Annotated in this window: 14 protein-coding genes; 5 read left to right on the top strand and 9 right to left on the bottom strand. The window is 67.8% G+C overall.

All coding sequences use genetic code 11. The annotated features are described in order from the left end of the window. Positions 1 to 845: 845 nt before the first annotated feature. Together FMQ63_RS35305 and def are read right to left on the bottom strand one after the other, a co-directional pair. Complete coding sequence (locus FMQ63_RS35305) at positions 846 to 1,544, bottom strand: sterol desaturase family protein (protein ID WP_020478878.1); 699 nt, start codon at positions 1,542 to 1,544, stop codon at positions 846 to 848. A gap of 13 nt (positions 1,545 to 1,557) precedes the next feature. Beyond that, on the bottom strand, positions 1,558 to 2,064 hold the full coding sequence (gene def, locus FMQ63_RS35300; protein WP_011557260.1) for a peptide deformylase: 507 nt from the start codon (positions 2,062 to 2,064) through the stop codon (positions 1,558 to 1,560). 202 nt (positions 2,065 to 2,266) lie between these two features. Here def and FMQ63_RS35295 point away from each other — a divergent pair, with 202 nt between their 5' ends. Together FMQ63_RS35295 and FMQ63_RS35290 are read left to right on the top strand one after the other, a co-directional pair. Then, positions 2,267 to 2,749 (top strand): nuclear transport factor 2 family protein, encoded by a 483-nt coding sequence (locus FMQ63_RS35295; RefSeq protein WP_011557261.1) that lies wholly within the window; start codon positions 2,267 to 2,269, stop codon positions 2,747 to 2,749. 9 nt (positions 2,750 to 2,758) lie between these two features. Beyond that, the gene (locus tag FMQ63_RS35290) at positions 2,759 to 3,418 is read left to right on the top strand and encodes a hypothetical protein (RefSeq protein WP_011557262.1); all 660 of its coding nucleotides are present in this window, start codon (positions 2,759 to 2,761) and stop codon (positions 3,416 to 3,418) included. Positions 3,419 to 3,434: 16 nt separating this feature from the next. On the opposite strand, the gene FMQ63_RS35285 is transcribed toward FMQ63_RS35290, so the two are convergent. From FMQ63_RS35285 to FMQ63_RS37670, 7 genes are all read right to left on the bottom strand, one after another. After that, positions 3,435 to 4,886, bottom strand: coding sequence for a hypothetical protein (locus FMQ63_RS35285; protein ID WP_225909651.1), 1,452 nt, complete (start codon positions 4,884 to 4,886; stop codon positions 3,435 to 3,437). A gap of 150 nt (positions 4,887 to 5,036) precedes the next feature. Then, positions 5,037 to 5,645, bottom strand: a complete 609-nt coding sequence (locus FMQ63_RS35280; RefSeq protein ID WP_011557264.1) for a hypothetical protein — start codon at positions 5,643 to 5,645, stop codon at positions 5,037 to 5,039. A gap of 75 nt (positions 5,646 to 5,720) precedes the next feature. Further along, entirely contained in the window at positions 5,721 to 6,317 is a 597-nt protein-coding gene (locus FMQ63_RS35275) for a DUF2378 family protein (RefSeq protein WP_011557265.1), read from the bottom strand. Further along, positions 6,317 to 7,429: a 3-oxoacyl-ACP synthase III family protein gene (locus FMQ63_RS35270; RefSeq protein WP_011557266.1), complete on the bottom strand. Its 1,113-nt coding sequence runs from the start codon at positions 7,427 to 7,429 to the stop codon at positions 6,317 to 6,319. The genes FMQ63_RS35275 and FMQ63_RS35270 overlap by 1 nt, the downstream gene beginning before the upstream one ends. A gap of 478 nt (positions 7,430 to 7,907) precedes the next feature. Then, positions 7,908 to 8,462, bottom strand: a complete 555-nt coding sequence (locus tag FMQ63_RS35265) for a hypothetical protein (RefSeq protein ID WP_011557267.1) — start codon at positions 8,460 to 8,462, stop codon at positions 7,908 to 7,910. A 162-nt stretch (positions 8,463 to 8,624) separates the two neighbouring features. After that, entirely contained in the window at positions 8,625 to 9,419 is a 795-nt protein-coding gene (locus FMQ63_RS35260; RefSeq protein WP_011557268.1) for a hypothetical protein, read from the bottom strand. Between the two features lie 126 nt (positions 9,420 to 9,545). Then, positions 9,546 to 9,713, bottom strand: a complete 168-nt coding sequence (locus FMQ63_RS37670) for a hypothetical protein (protein ID WP_020478876.1) — start codon at positions 9,711 to 9,713, stop codon at positions 9,546 to 9,548. A 185-nt stretch (positions 9,714 to 9,898) separates the two neighbouring features. Between FMQ63_RS37670 and FMQ63_RS35255 the strand changes: the two genes are divergently transcribed. From FMQ63_RS35255 to tkt, 3 genes are all read left to right on the top strand, one after another. Continuing rightward, positions 9,899 to 10,747, top strand: a complete 849-nt coding sequence (locus FMQ63_RS35255; protein ID WP_026114272.1) for a MoxR family ATPase — start codon at positions 9,899 to 9,901, stop codon at positions 10,745 to 10,747. Positions 10,748 to 10,759: 12 nt separating this feature from the next. Continuing rightward, entirely contained in the window at positions 10,760 to 11,968 is a 1,209-nt protein-coding gene (locus tag FMQ63_RS35250; RefSeq protein WP_011557270.1) for a VWA domain-containing protein, read from the top strand. A gap of 171 nt (positions 11,969 to 12,139) precedes the next feature. Further along, the gene (gene tkt, locus FMQ63_RS35245; RefSeq protein WP_011557271.1) at positions 12,140 to 14,203 is read left to right on the top strand and encodes a transketolase; all 2,064 of its coding nucleotides are present in this window, start codon (positions 12,140 to 12,142) and stop codon (positions 14,201 to 14,203) included. The last annotated feature ends 321 nt before the right edge of the window (positions 14,204 to 14,524 follow it).

Raw genomic sequence — 14,524 nt, 5'->3', positions numbered from 1 at the left:
CTCGCTGATTCGTTACAGTGCTGCCGGCTGCGCTTCGCAGCGCGACCTGGCTGGCACCGTCTTAAGAAATTGACTGCGGTTTCCGCAATCTAGCTTCTTCTTGGGCTTGCTATTTGGTTTTCAAAGACCGAGCCGCTTGTCTTGCCGGCGACTTCTTGCTACCACTCTCTTCGTTGCTGCCTCGCCGTCTTCTTCTGCCCGGCAGGGTGTCAGCTTCTATTTCAGTTCGGCGTCTTCTGTCAAGCTGCTGTTTTCGCCGTCCTGCTGGCTTCCGGAGTCTTCAGCGCCGCCCAGTGGCTTCCGCTGATTTCCTCCAGAGGGGCGCGGCTTCTACCGCTTTGCCGCCCTCCCTGTCAACCGCTGCTTCGTTGACTCCCTCGACTCGTCCGCCCTTTCTTCCGGGCTTCTTCGTCGGGGCGCGGCTTCTACCACCACCGCGTCTCCTGTCAACTCGCTGCGTTGACTGCCGTATTCCGTATTGTCGTACTGACTCGCTCGAAGTGCCTTCCGCGCCAGTGCGCGGGCTTCTTTGCGAGGGGCGCGGCTTCTATCACCGCCGCGTTGAGGGTCAACAAACTTCGTCGGCCCATACTTCCCGATCGTCTCCTGGGTGACGGGCACCGAGGCGGCGAGCAGGGGTTCACTTACTAACGCGCCGCTTCCTGCCCGTCAATGGATCTTGATCGGCGCCGTGTCCCAGCATCCGCCCCTGCGGGTTCAACGCACCTTCATTGGTGACAACCCAGGTCCGGGGAAGCGCATTCCACCTGAAAAATCCGGGGTTTACCGCTCGGGGAGCAGCCAGCCCTCCGAGCCAGGACGCGCGATCCTGGCGTTCAGGGCTTCTAGCGACGGTCATTGTCGGGCCGCCATGACGTCCCGAAGAGCCAGTCCGCGAACGGGAACGAGATGTTGAAGTTGTAGCGCTGCATCTTCGAAGGGTCGTGATGGGCTTCGTGGTGGCGGCGCAGCTGCCGCATCAGCGCGAGCCGGGCCACCGGGTGCTCGGGCGGCAGGTGGTGGCAGAAGTGCAGCCACTCGTACGTCAGGTAGTACCCGACCGCCGATGCGACGAAGAGCCACCCCACGTTCGGCGAGATGAGGACGAAGCACAGCGCCCCCAGTGGCGCGGCGACGGCGCCCAGGAAGAACAGCAGCAATACCGGGGGAAAGAGCACCATCTTCACGTCCCGAGCGGACTCGTAGGCCAGGGCCTCGTGCGTGAAGAAGCGGTGGTGCTGCTCGGTGTGCCGCTGGAAAAGAAGGCCCAGCCCCCACCGGCGGTGGTGCATGGGCCCTCGGTGCCCCAGGAACTCCACCACGTTGCCCAGCAGGAAGACCGCGGGCAGCGTCAGCCATTCCAGGGGCCGCCTTCCCTCCAGGTGGGACACGGCGAAGCCGATGACCGCCAGCGAGCCCAGGCTCGTGAAGACGAAGTGTGCGCGCCCAGAGTAGCGAGGGCTCACGTGCTTGCGCCGGTAGTCCTCGCGGAATCGCGCCACGCGCTCGGGGATGGAGCGCGTGGCCCTGGCGGCTTCGGCCATCCTGTCATCCTGACTAGCCCTTCTGGCGGGCCTTCACTTTCTGGAGCTTCTTCATCCGGTCCAGGATGAGCGTGCGCTTGAGGCTGGACAGGTGGTCCACGAAGACGTGCCCGTCGAGATGGTCGATTTCATGCTGCAGCACGTGCGCAAGCCGACCTTCCGCCTCGAGTTCATGCCATTCGGCGGACTTGTCCTGGTAACGCACCTTCACCTTGTGGAAGCGCGGGCACTTCTCCCACTCGCGCGGGACGGACAGGCAGCCCTCTTCCATCGTCACCGGCTCCTTCTTCTCCAGAATCTGCGGATTGACGATTTCGAAGAAGGTGCCGTCCTCCCGTCCCACCAGCGCCACGCGCAGGGATTCGCCGACCTGGTTGGCGGCGATGCCGATGCCTTCGGCTTCCTTCATGGACTCGGCCATCTGCTCCAAAAGCGTCTCGAGCGGAGGGCCGAAGTCAGTCACGGGCTTGGTGGACGAGGTGAGGACCTTATGGGGCCAGATGACGATGTCGCGAGCCATGGGCCGCAATCTGCCATGCACGCCTCTTCTGCGCCGCCCGATTCCGCATGGCAACGGTCCACCGGTTCACACGACGGCCCTCCCCCCACCGGGACCCCATGCGGGGTGTTCGCTCGAGCGGAACCACCCCAGTTTCACCCTCCAAACGATGCCATCCGGGCAATTGGCACGTCTTCACTGACAGGTCTGCTACACCTGTCCCATGCACCCGCACGCCCAACTCATCACTGACTTCTACTCAGCGTTCCAACGCCGGGACGCCCAAGCCATGGCCGCCTGCTACCACCCTGAGGTGGAGTTCTCCGACGCCGCCTTCGTCGGACTCCGTCGCCGGGAGCCCGGTGCCATGTGGCTCATGCTCTGCGAGCGCGGCAAGGACCTGGAGGTCACCTTCCGCGACGTGCAGGCCGATGACCACCGGGGCCGCGCCCACTGGGATGCGAACTACACGTTCAGCGGCACCGGCAGGAAGGTGCTCAACCGCATCGATGCCGAGTTCGAGTTCCGCGACGGGAAGATTGTCCGGCACCGCGACCACTTCGACTTCTGGACCTGGTCCCGTCAGGCGCTGGGCCCCACCGGGCTGGTGCTCGGGTGGACGCCCCTGTTGAAGAAGAAGGTCCAGTCGAAGGCCCGGAAGTCCCTGGACATCTTCATGCGCGAGCGTGGCATTCCCCAGGAGTGAGGAGGACGCATGGCACCGCCCGTTAGTGAGAGCCCACCAGTGGAGACCCTGGACCTCTGGCTTCTGGAGGCCGCCATGGAGCTGCCCACGCCCCTACACATGCTCGTGGAGCCGAACCCGCACATCGCGCTCAACATGGCGGACGATCCGCGGCTGTCCCGGGAGGAACTGTGTGAGCGGCTGTCGCTGCTCGCCGAGCGCGGACTCATTCGCGTCCACGCGCTTCCGGACGGGCTGCAGGAGCTGTTCTCTCCCGAGGAGATTTCAAGCGCCATTGATGCCCGGCAGTCCCGCACTCCCTTTGGCTATTCGCTCACGGATGCCGGCGGCGCCATCTGGGAGCACCACGCCAGGCCCGATTGGAGCCGGTTCGTCAACGCGGGGCAGGAGCCCTCCGCCGACGAGGCCCAGGACGCCTGGGTCATCGAGGCCGCGAGCCTTGAAGCCGCGGACGCAGAGTTCCACTTCCATGAGTCACTCGGCGATGTGCATCAGCCGGTGGGCGAGTCCAAGCACGGCGAGGTGCTGACGCCGTGGCAGGTGACGTACTGGAAGACGCTGCCTCACGGATACCGGCTCCGGTACGTCACCGTGCCGCGTCCTGCCGACCCGGCTCGGAGCAGGAGCGTGCCTTCCCGACCGCCTTGGTACACGCGCGTCTGGCTGTGACACCGCGCCCGCGCGCTCACAGCGCCGATTCGGACGTCTCGAGGTGCTGGTACGTCAGCGGGCCGTCCCCCTCGCGGGCCAGCTTGGCCGTGCAGCGAACGTTGCCCCGCCAGTCCAGGAGTTGGAGGCCCAACGTTCCGTCCTCGTGCAGCAGCAGCGAGCCATAGCCGTTGTTGCCCAGTTCGGGCCTCAGGTCTGTCCACTCGGGGAAGCGTGCGTGCGACTCCAGGAAGCGCACGGGTGCTGGAGACTTCAGGCCCGGCGTCACCGCTCGCACCGGGAGACCCGCGTGCCCCAGGCTTCCTCCCAGGAACGGGAGCGCGGCGCTCCGGTCGAACAGTGCTCCGTAGGGCGTGGCGCCCCAGAACCACACGTCGACCTGTGCGCGCTCGACCGCCAGTTCCCGGAGGTCTTCCAGCAAACCGGCGTGCCTTGCTTCTCCGTATCGGTAGGGCGCATCGTGGCTCAGGAGGATGTTCGTTGCTCCTCGCTGGCGGCCCTCCTTCAGCACTGACTCCAGCCAACTCAGGAGCGCGGGCTCCTGGTGCCGTCCTGGCTCGAAGTACGCGGTGTCCAGACCGATGAGTTGGAAGCGCTCCGAGGCCAGGCAGAAGTAGCTTCCCTCCTGGACTTGCTTCGCTCGTGAAGCACCTCGCCGCTCGTCCAGGTAGCGGTAGAAGGGGGTGCCTCCGGAACGCATCTCCGGGCCCGCGTTCAGCGTCATCAGCGTTGTGACGGGCAGCAACGGTTCGAGCGGCTCGGCCACATGCGCGTCGAATTCGCCCCGACGGCCCGCGTAGTACACGCCCCCGAGGTGCACCGCGTACTCCAGCCGCTCGCCTCGCATGATGAGCTGACGGGCCACATAGCGCGCGGGGTACTCACCCGTGCCGAAGCCTCCGAACAACGCGACCTCCACCGGCCGTCCCGGCGCGGGCTCGCGGAGCTCGTAGCGGAAACGCGTGGCGTGATGCGCATCGTCGTGCCGACGGAACTCCGCCCGATGCCAGCCGCCGTGAAGCCAGGCGCGACCGCTGAACAGGAGCCATCCGCGCAGGTCCGCCACGGGCTCAAAGCGGGTTCGCGAGGCGTCGATGGGAATTTCAGTCGTCATCAACGGGAAGGTGAAGTCCGGCGGCAGTGACACCGAGGCCCGTGCCTGGAATGCCGGTTGCCGCAGGGCTTGGAGCGCGGCTTCGGGCTCGCGTAAGGACTGCTCCAGCTCCTGGAGCACGTGCACCAGGGCTCCCTCTGAAACGGGCGCGCCCAAGTCCTGGCGGATGAGGCTCAGGACCTCTTCCGGCTCGCGCAGGAAGCGCTCGCGCAGCGCGCCCAGGTCGTCTGGACCGAGCGGCGGCAACTCCGATACGTCGGCGCTAGCGACTCCGGACGTCGTCTGAGCCGTTGCCGCGGCTGAAGGAGCCCGGTACCCGAGTGCCGTGTAGAACTCCATCCGCTTGCGGTCCATGGGCGCATCATCGCCCGTTGGCCCGACGCGGGGAATGCCATGCTCGACACGTTCGTCGGGCCTGGACCGACGTGGGCTGTGTCTGGGCAAACCGCTGTCCGGCGCTTGCCCCGTGCCCAGTCCCGTGGCTCCAGTGTGGCCGAGTGGCGACTACTCCCGCGCTCTCGCCGCGGCCTCGGCCGCATGCGCTTCCGTCACCTTGCTCGCGTCACGCTGGTGGCCATCACGGTAGGCGTACAGCGTGTAATACGAACCTGTGGCGTAGCCCGGCAGCTTGCGGGGATTGAAGACGCTGGTGCTCGACACCGAGCCACCCACGAAGCCCTTGGGCACGTCCACCAGTCGCATCGCGCAGCCAGCCAGGACCAGCCCCGCCGCTGGCACGTCGTTGCTCACCAGCGTGCACGTGCCCCGCGCCGTGAAGCGCCCCTCCGGCAGGTTGTAGCGCATGTAGACATTCAGCTGCTGCCCGGCGGGAAAGGCGCTGTCCGTCACCTGGACGCATGCCGTCGCCGAGCCCACGCGTCGGCCGCCCCCATCCACCACCTTGCCGTCCTTGGGATTGTGCTCTGGCACATACACACTCCCGCCCAGCTTCACGTTCACCTCGAAGGGTGCCGCCGCGCACACCGCCGGGTCCGCAGGGCTCGCCGGGTCCTCCTGCGTGCGGAACTGCATCACCACCTCATTGGCCCCCGCCTGCGCCGACAGCAACAGGACACCCAACATCCCCACCGCACCGCCGAGCTTTCGCGACATGGCGTATCTCCCTCCAGACCGTGAGGGGCTTTTCAGCCCACCGCTTGCACCCCTTCGACGCGCCCCGCGCCAGGGCTACTGCCACGACAGCGTGTATTCGGTGTCGAGCGGCCCCGTCTGCCGGCCGTGCACCTGGACCTGCTTGCCACCCACCGCCTCGATGACGGCCTGGAGCGTGCCCTCGTGGTAGGCGGGCGGCATGAAGTCCCGCTTCATCGTGAAGATGCCGCTGGTGTCGCCCGTCCACTTCACCGCGCGCTCGCCGTAGCTGACCGCCGCGCGGTAACCCGAGTGCAGGTTGCCTACGAGCCGCTTCGGACTGTCCGACGCCAACAACAACAGCGTCTTGCCCGCCGCCGAAGACAGGAAGTCCGTCGTGGCCACCACGCCCATGCGCCGCAGCGCTCCGTCGAAGCCGCCGTGCTCCGGGCCCATCACCTGCGCCGCCGTGAAGGACATCCGCAGGAAGGCGGCCACCGGGTAGTTGAAGAAGTCGATGAAGCGCGTCTCGCCACTGGCCGCCAGACAGCGCTCCACCGCCGCGTCCCCTCCCATCGTGCGAACGGCGGACACCACGCCGTTGAAGAAGAGCCCGCGGGCCGTGTCGTCTTTCGTCGCCAGCGCCAATCGCGCGTCCAACTCCTTGGCGATATTCGGATCCATCTTGTTCATTACAACCTCACGAGTTGCGCGCCGTAATGGACGTTCGCGCCTACCGCTGCCACCACCACCAGGTCACCACTTCCCAGACGCACGCGTCCTGCTTCCAAGTCCTCGGCCAGAAGGATGAGCATCCCCGCCGCCGACGTGTTGCCGTAGCGGTCCACGTTGCACGCCACCGCCTCACGCGGCAGTCCCGCCCGCTCCACGAAGGCGTCCATCACCCGCTTGTTCGGCTGGTGGAAGTAGTACCGCTCCACCTTCGAACGCAGCTCCGGACGCGGCCCGAGGACGGCGTCGAGGCACTTCTGCATGTACTCCGGATAGCTGCGCGCCACGCGGAAGCCATCCACCACGAAGGCCATGTCCGCCGGGCGCATCCGCCCCGGCTGATACGGCAGCTTCAACAGGCCGCCACCCTTGCGGATGACCAGGTCTCCGTACGCGTTGCCGGAGAAGGACGCCAGGATACCCTCCGCCCCCGACTCTCCTGGCTTCGACTGGAGCACCACCGCGCCCGCGCCGTCGCCGAAGACATACATGGAGAGGTAGCCCTGCAGCGTCTTCGAGCGGCCCGGCCCGGGCGGCAGCTCGTCCGTGTAGACCTCACGGTTCACCAGCGGAGACGTGAAGGCAGAGGCCACCACCGCCACCGTGCGGAAGCGCCCTCCTTCCATCATCTTCTTCACCATGTCCAACACGTACGGCGTGCCACCGCAGCCGTCGTCCACCACGAGCCCGAACGCGTCCTCGCGCAGCTCCAGCCGCCGGTGCAGCTCCATGGCGTCGTGGTTGAAGTGCGGCGCGTCCGGCGTACACGTCACCACGAAGAGCGCGTCCAACTCCTTGGCATCCACACCCGCCTGGGCGAGCGCCTTCTGGAGCGCCACCTCGCACATGTCCGTGTTGTTGGCCGGGTAGATGTGCCCGTCATTCTCGGGCGGCGGAATCGCCCGGCCCGTGGCCTCGTCGATGTCCCAGAGGAAGCGGCGCTCGCGGATGCCGACCTTCTCCTCGATGCGCTCCGCCGGCCACCCCGGGATGGCCCTGGCGATCCGCTCGTTGCTCACCACGCGTGAAGGAACGAAGGCACCGGCTCCGACGACACAGACATTGGGTGTCATTTAATGGCCCCGTTTTTTCACAGCCTCGCCATATGGGAGGGATTCCCTGGCGACGGGGGATTGAGCAGGATTCAGGCCATATACGAAGTCATTGAAACAACTGCCGCTGGCCAACAGGACAGATTCACCCGTGAATCATGCCCGAGCCTACGGTGCGACTAAGTCACTGTGATTGCTGGAGATTTTCAGTGCTTCACAAATGAAGCGGCAACCGTTGCGAATGAAGCGCTCCGTCACGAGAATTTCCTCTCAGTGACTGCGCATGTCACCCCAGGTGTCGCCGATGACTTCACTGCACTGTGAAAAGGGCCGCTGCGCGCGTGAGTGATTGAAGACCCATGCGACGAATCTGGGCGCGGAGCCTCTCACTGGGAGTATCTGGATTGAAGAGAAGATGAGACGGCTGTGCTGAAATCAACACATCGGGAAGGCCGCCCACCCACTGGGGGGCGGCGGCCACTCACCGACCTGGCGCGGCTCAGAACGGGATGTTGTCGTCGTCGTTCGGAGGAGGGATGTCGTCGCCGCCGTAGCTGCCGCCTCCGAAGCCGCCACCACCCCGGCTACCACCGTAGCCTCCCTGGTTGCCGTAGCCGCCCTGGCTGCCATAGCCGCCGTCGCTGCCACCACCCTCGTCGCCGCCCCGCTGCCGCGCGATTTCCGCCTCGATGGCGGCGAGCAGTTGGCGCTCCTTGTCGTGCCAGCGCGACTTGCTCGCGTCATTCAGCGTGCGGCGCGCGCCGTTGGCGTAGAACTCCAGGTCGCCCATGCTGGCGCCGACAATGGGTCCGCCCTTGCTGCGGCCGTAGTTGGGGAAGACCATTCCATCACCACCACCGCCGCCACCGCTGCTTGCGGGCGCTGAACGCCGCGCCGCCGGGGCCGCCGCGTCCGGCGTGCCACCGATGGACATCTCTCCCAGCGTCAGCGTGAAGCCCTCACCGCTCTTGAACGCCGTGCCCACACGCACCTGCTCCACCCGCCCGTCGGGACGACGCACCGCCACGGTGACCGGATAACCTTGCTCGCTCATGCCGGGCCGAATCCCATCCCCGCCCCGCCACTGTCAACGGAGACTCGAAGGGGATGTCCGGGAACCGGTCGCTCGTCCGGCCTGCTCACCGCGCTCCCTGGATTCCACTTGAGCCGCTCGGGCCCGAAGGCCCGAGGGAATCCGCGGAGCGCGGCGGTCGAATCAGAACAACGAGCCCTGGGAGGAGGACCGGCCCTTCTTGCGCTTGCCGGCTCCGACCTTCGCCTTGGTGGTCTTGACCTGGCGCCCACCCTTGGCCGCGGCCTTCTTCGCGGCCGGCGCCTTCTTGGCCACCGACTTCTTCGCGGCGGCCGGGGCCTTCTTCGCCCGTGCGGCCTTCTTCGCGCCCGCGGCCTTCCGTCCCGCTGACTTCTTCGCGGCGGCCGGCGCCTTCTCCTCGGCGGGCGGCGGCGCCACCACGGGGGCCGGGGCCTTCTTCCTGGCGCCACCCTCGCGCAGCGCCTTGCTGGCGGCGCGGCCACGCGGCAGCGTCACGTCCCCCACCGATTGCGGAAGCGCGTCGTCCTTCCACGCCGACGGCCGGCGGTTGGTCCGCATCAGCAACCGCAGCTTCTGGTAGTGCGCCGAGCAGTATCCCTTGGAACGGCTGGGGCGCTCGCAACCGATGACGGCGCACGCCCGGGTGCCCTCCTCCGTGCGCGCCTGACTGACGACCGGCTTCGCGGCCACGGGCCGGCCCACGGCTGCGCGGCCCTTTGGCGCCGCGACCACCTGCTTGCGGCCTCCGCGCGTGGACGCGGGCAACTCCGTGGGCGTCCGCACTCCCGCCATGGCGCCGAGACGGCTGGTCAGCGGCGCCAACCGGTGCGTCACCTCACGCAGCAACTCCAGGGCCTCCAGGCCTTCCTCCATGCGCCGGACCGCCTGCTGCAACGGGACCAACTGCGCATCGAGTTCGCGCCGGAAGACTTCGCCAAGAGCATTCGCAATGGACATTGCTCGGGAGAATACACCGGGCCCCGGGAAACCGGTGTGAAAACCTGTGCTTGGCTCGCACCAATCGTTGACCGGCGGGCGAAGCCATACATCCCGTGAGGTCGGCCCCTCCCGCCAGAGCAGCGTCTACCCCCGGACGCTGACGGTGGCTGGCGGCTCGACCCGAGGGAGGGCGCGCTCCGGGGCCTCCCGCTGGAGCTCGGGCGGCCGGGTGACGGCGGCCGTCCCGCAGGTGCGCGCCGCCAGCGAGAAGGCTCCCACGAGCAGCAGTGCTGGAACAAACAGGTGACCCATGGCGCCTCCTCAAAGCAAGTGACGGACGTGAATGCCGGCCAACCCCGCGAGTCTCCTCCCCGCGAGTCCGCCCGGCGGCTTCTGCCCGAGACATACGAACGAGCTTGCCGTTCGGGTCTGACGTTTCCGGAGCCCCGGGTACGTGAGCCCCCCAGACAACGCGGCGGGTGTTAAAGGGATGGAGCATGAGCCAGGCGCCCACTCCCGTCCGCTTCAAAGGCACCGACACCTACCTGACCCACGAGAGCCTCCAGGCCGCGGTCAACTGCGCGCTCACCCTCCAGCGCCCCCTGCTGGTGAAGGGCGAGCCCGGCACCGGCAAGACGCTGCTGGCGGAGGCCATCGCCGAGGCCCTGGGGCACCGGCTCATCACCTGGCACGTGAAGAGCACCACCCGCGCGCAGGACGGCCTCTACGTCTACGACACCGTGCAACGCCTGTATGACTCGCGCTTCAACGACGGGGACGTGCGAGACATCCGCAAGTACATCCGCCAGGGGCCGCTGGGAGAGGCCTTCTCCTCCCCCGAGCGCGTGGTGCTGCTCATCGACGAGGTGGACAAGGCGGACCTGGAGTTCCCCAACGACCTGCTCCACGAGCTGGACCGGATGCGCTTCCGCGTCACCGAGACGGGTGACGAGGTGGTGGCGAAACACCGCCCCGTGGTGGTGATTACATCCAACAACGAGAAGGAGCTGCCCGACGCCTTCCTGCGCCGGTGCGTGTTCCACTTCATCGACTTCCCGGACGCGGAGCTGATGCGCCGTATCGTCGGCGTGCACCACCCGGGCCTGGACAGCGCGCTGTCCGAGCAGGCGCTGAAGGTCTTCTACGAGCTGCGCAGCTTCACCCGCCTGCGCAAGAAGCCCTCCACCAGCGAGCTCATCGACTGGATTGCCGTGCTCAAGGCCCAGGGCGTCAACGACCTCAAGCTGGACGAACAGCTCCCCTTCCTGGGCGCGCTGCTGAAGAAGGAGCAGGACCTGGTCTCCGTGGCGGAGGCCTTCGGGCGCGGGCGCCGTCCCCGGGCCTAGCGAGGCGCTGCCATGTTCCTGCCCTTCTTCTACGAGCTGCGCCGGCGCGGACTGAAGGTCGGCGCCCAGGAGGCGCTGGCGCTGGCTGGCGCGCTGCGAGCGGGCCTGCACGACAGCCACCTGGACGGCTTCTACCATGTGGCCCGGGCGCTGCTCGTGCACTCGGAGACGCAGTTGGATGCGTTCGACCAGGCCTTCCTCGCCCACTTCCAGGGCGTGGAGACGGCGAGCCTGGAGCTGACGCAGGAGCTGCTCAACTGGCTGGAGGAGGCGCGCGAGCGGCCCGACCTGAGCCCCGAGGAGGTCGCGCTGCTCGAGCAGCTAGACCCGGAGGAGATTCGCCGGCTCTTCGAGGAGCGCCTGAAGGAGCAGAAGGAGCGCCACGACGGTGGCAACCGCTGGGTGGGCACTGGCGGTACGTCTCCCTTCGGCAACAACGGCTTTGGCCGCGAGGGCATCCGCGTGGGCGGCGGCGCGGGCAACCGCCAGGGCCGCGCGCTGATGCAGGCCGGCGCCCGGAAGTACGCCGGCTACCGCGACGACGTGGTGCTGGACACCCGGCAGATGGCGGTGGCGCTGCGCAAGCTGCGCGCCTTCGCCCGGGACGGCGCACCAGACGAGCTGGACGTGGACGAGTCCATCGCCGCGACCGCGCGCAACGCTGGCGAGCTGGAAGTGGTGACACGGCCGCCGCGACGCCCCAACACGCGCGTGGTGCTGGCCATGGACGTGGGCGGCTCCATGGACCCGTACGCGGCGCTGGTGAGCCGGCTGTTCAGCGTGGCCAGCCAGGCGACGCACTTCAAGGAACTGCGCACCTACTACTTCCACAACTGCGTCTACGGAAAGCTCTACGCCACGCCGCAGCTCACGGGCGGAATCACGGTGCCGGAGCTGGTGGCCCAGGTGGGACGGCACCACAAGCTGGTGATGGTGGGGGATGCCTCCATGGCGCCCTACGAGCTGTCCATCCGCACCGACGCGCAGGGGCACTACAAGACGGACGGGCTGGAAGGGCTGACGTGGCTGATGCAGCTGGCGCAGCACTTCGAGCGCAACGTGTGGCTCAACCCGGAGCCCATGGGCACGTGGCGCTCGGGGACCATCTCCGTGATTGCCCGCATCTTCCCCATGTTCGCCCTGACGGTGGAGGGCCTGGGTGAAGCCGTCACCCACCTGACGCGGGGCCGCACCGTGAGGGGCGCGGCGGCGCGGCGCTGAGGCGTGTCCCTTGGGCGCGCGGGATTCATTCCCGTGCCCCCCAGGGCAGGAATTCCGGGTGCGCCCGTGGACTGGCGGACGGCCGGGCGGGCCCCAGCGCATTTGGTGCAGCACCTGGAGCGTCACTTGCGGCATGGTGCGCGCGCACGCGAGCGGGACCGCGAGGACACCATGACAACCGACAAGCAGGACGTGCTGGCCATCAACACCATCCGCACCCTCGCCATGGATGCGGTACAGCAGGCCCACTCGGGCCACCCGGGGGCTCCCATGTCCCTGGCCCCCGTGGCGTACCAGCTCTGGCAGCAGGAGCTCCGGTATGACCCGTCCCACCCCATCTGGCCGGACCGGGACAGGTTCATCCTGTCCAACGGCCACGCCTCCATGTTGCTGTACGCGCTGCTCCACCTGGCCGGGGTGAAGCGCGTCACGCGGGAGTACACCGTCGAGGACGCGCCCACCGTGTCGCTCGAGGACATCAAGAAGTTCCGGCAGCTCGACTCGTCCACCCCGGGCCACCCCGAGTACCGGTGGACCAGCGGCGTGGAGACGACCACCGGCCCCCTGGGCCAGGGCGTGTCCAACAGCGTGGGCATGGCCATGGCCAGCCGCTGGCTCGCGAGCTACTACAACCGCCCCGGCTTCGAGATGTTCGGGTACGACGTCTACGCCATCTGCGGCGACGGCGACCTGATGGAGGGCGTGGCGTCCGAGGCGGCGTCCATCGCCGGCCACCTCCAGCTACCCAACCTGTGCTGGATCTACGACAGCAACCACATCTCCATCGACGGCAGCACCGACCTGGCCTTCACCGAGGACGTGGGCCGGCGCTTCGAGGCCTACGGCTGGCGCGTGCTGCGCGTGCCGGACGCCAACGATTTGAACGCCATGGGTGAGGCGCTGCGCACCTTCAAGACGGCGCGCGGCAAGCCCACGCTCATCATCGTCACCACCCAGATTGCCTACGGCGCGCCCAAGCTCCAGGGCTCCTCCAAGGCCCACGGCGAGCCGCTGGGCGACGAGGAAATCAAGGGCACCAAGCGCTTCTACGGCTGGCCCGAGGACGAGAAGTTCCTGGTCCCCGACGGCGTGCGCGAGCGCTTCCAGGAGCGCATGGGCGCTCGGGGCAAGCAGCTGCGCACGGAGTGGGAGCAGAAGTTCGCCGAGTACCGCAAGCAGTTCCCCGAGCTGGCCGACCAGTTGGAGCGCATGCAGCGCCGCGACGCACCCCAGGGCTGGGACGCGGAGCTGCCGACGTTCCCCGCCGATGCCAAGGGACTGGCCACGCGCGACTCCAGCGGCAAGGTGCTCAACGCCATCGCCAAGCACTACCCGTGGCTGGTGGGCGGCTCGGCGGACCTCAACCCGTCCACGAAGACGTACATCACCGGCGGGGAGGCGATGAAGCCGGGCGAGTACGCGGGGCGCAACATCCACTTCGGCGTGCGCGAGCACGCGATGGGCTCCATCGTCAACGGCCTGTGCCTGAGCAAGCTGCGCGGCTACGGCGCCACGTTCCTCATCTTCAGTGACTACGAGCGCCCCGCCATCCGCCTCTCCGCGCTGATGGAGCTGCCCGCCATCCACATCTTCACCCACGACTCCATTGGCGTGGGCGAGGACGGCCCCACGCACCAGCCGGTGGAGCAGTTGGCGTCGCTGCGCGCGATTCCCGGCATCATCGTGCTGCGCCCCGGTGACGCCAACGAGGTGGTCGAGTCGTGGCGGGTGATTGCCCAGCAGCGCAAGCACCCCGTGGTGCTGGTGCTCACGCGCCAGCCCGTGCCCACGCTGGACCGCAGCAAGTTCGGCGCGGCGTCCGGCGTGGCTCGCGGCGGCTACGTGCTGTCCGAGGCGGAGGGCGGCAAGCCGGAGGTCATCCTCATCGGCACCGGCAGCGAGGTGTCGCTGTGCCTGGACGCCCAGGAGAAGCTCAAGGCGGACGGCATCCCGGCGCGCGTGGTCAGCCTGCCGTCGTGGGAGCTGTTCGAGGCGCAATCCCAGGAGTACCGGGACAGCGTGCTGCCCCCGTCCGTGCGCGCCCGCGTCGCGGTGGAGAAGGGCGCCACCTTCGGCTGGGAGCGCTTCGTGGGGCATGACGGCAACATCGTCGCCATGCGCAGCTTCGGCGCCTCCGCGCCCCTCAAGGCGCTGCAGCAGAAGTTCGGTTTCACCGCGGACCACGTGGCTCAGCAGGCGAAGGACTCGCTGAAGAAGACGAAGACGCGGCCGTAACCCGCAAAAAGAGAGGGCCTCGGACCGTCCCCCAACGGTCCGAGGCCCTCGGGCCCTTTCGGCATCCAGGTGCTCGTCCTGGCGGACTCATGGCGCGGAAGGGTGCGACCCCCGTCGCATCCCAGCCCCCCGGCTGGGGTTCCCCCCACGCCATGAGCCCATCAGGTCACTTCAACGTCGTTCCCGGCTGCTTCGTGGGCGTGAGCGCTGCGTCCCCCCGGTCGCACCCCGGTTCCCCCGAACCGGCTTCCGCTCGCACCTTCAAGTCCTCCAGGTCCGACTGACTCGTTCGCTCGGGAGGTTCACCCCCCAGCGCCTGGC

Origin of the sequence: Myxococcus sp. CA005, from assembly GCF_006518205.1 — a bacterium.
Taxonomy (GTDB): Bacteria; Myxococcota; Myxococcia; order Myxococcales; family Myxococcaceae; genus Myxococcus; species Myxococcus xanthus.
This window is presented reverse-complemented; position numbering and strand designations above follow the sequence as displayed.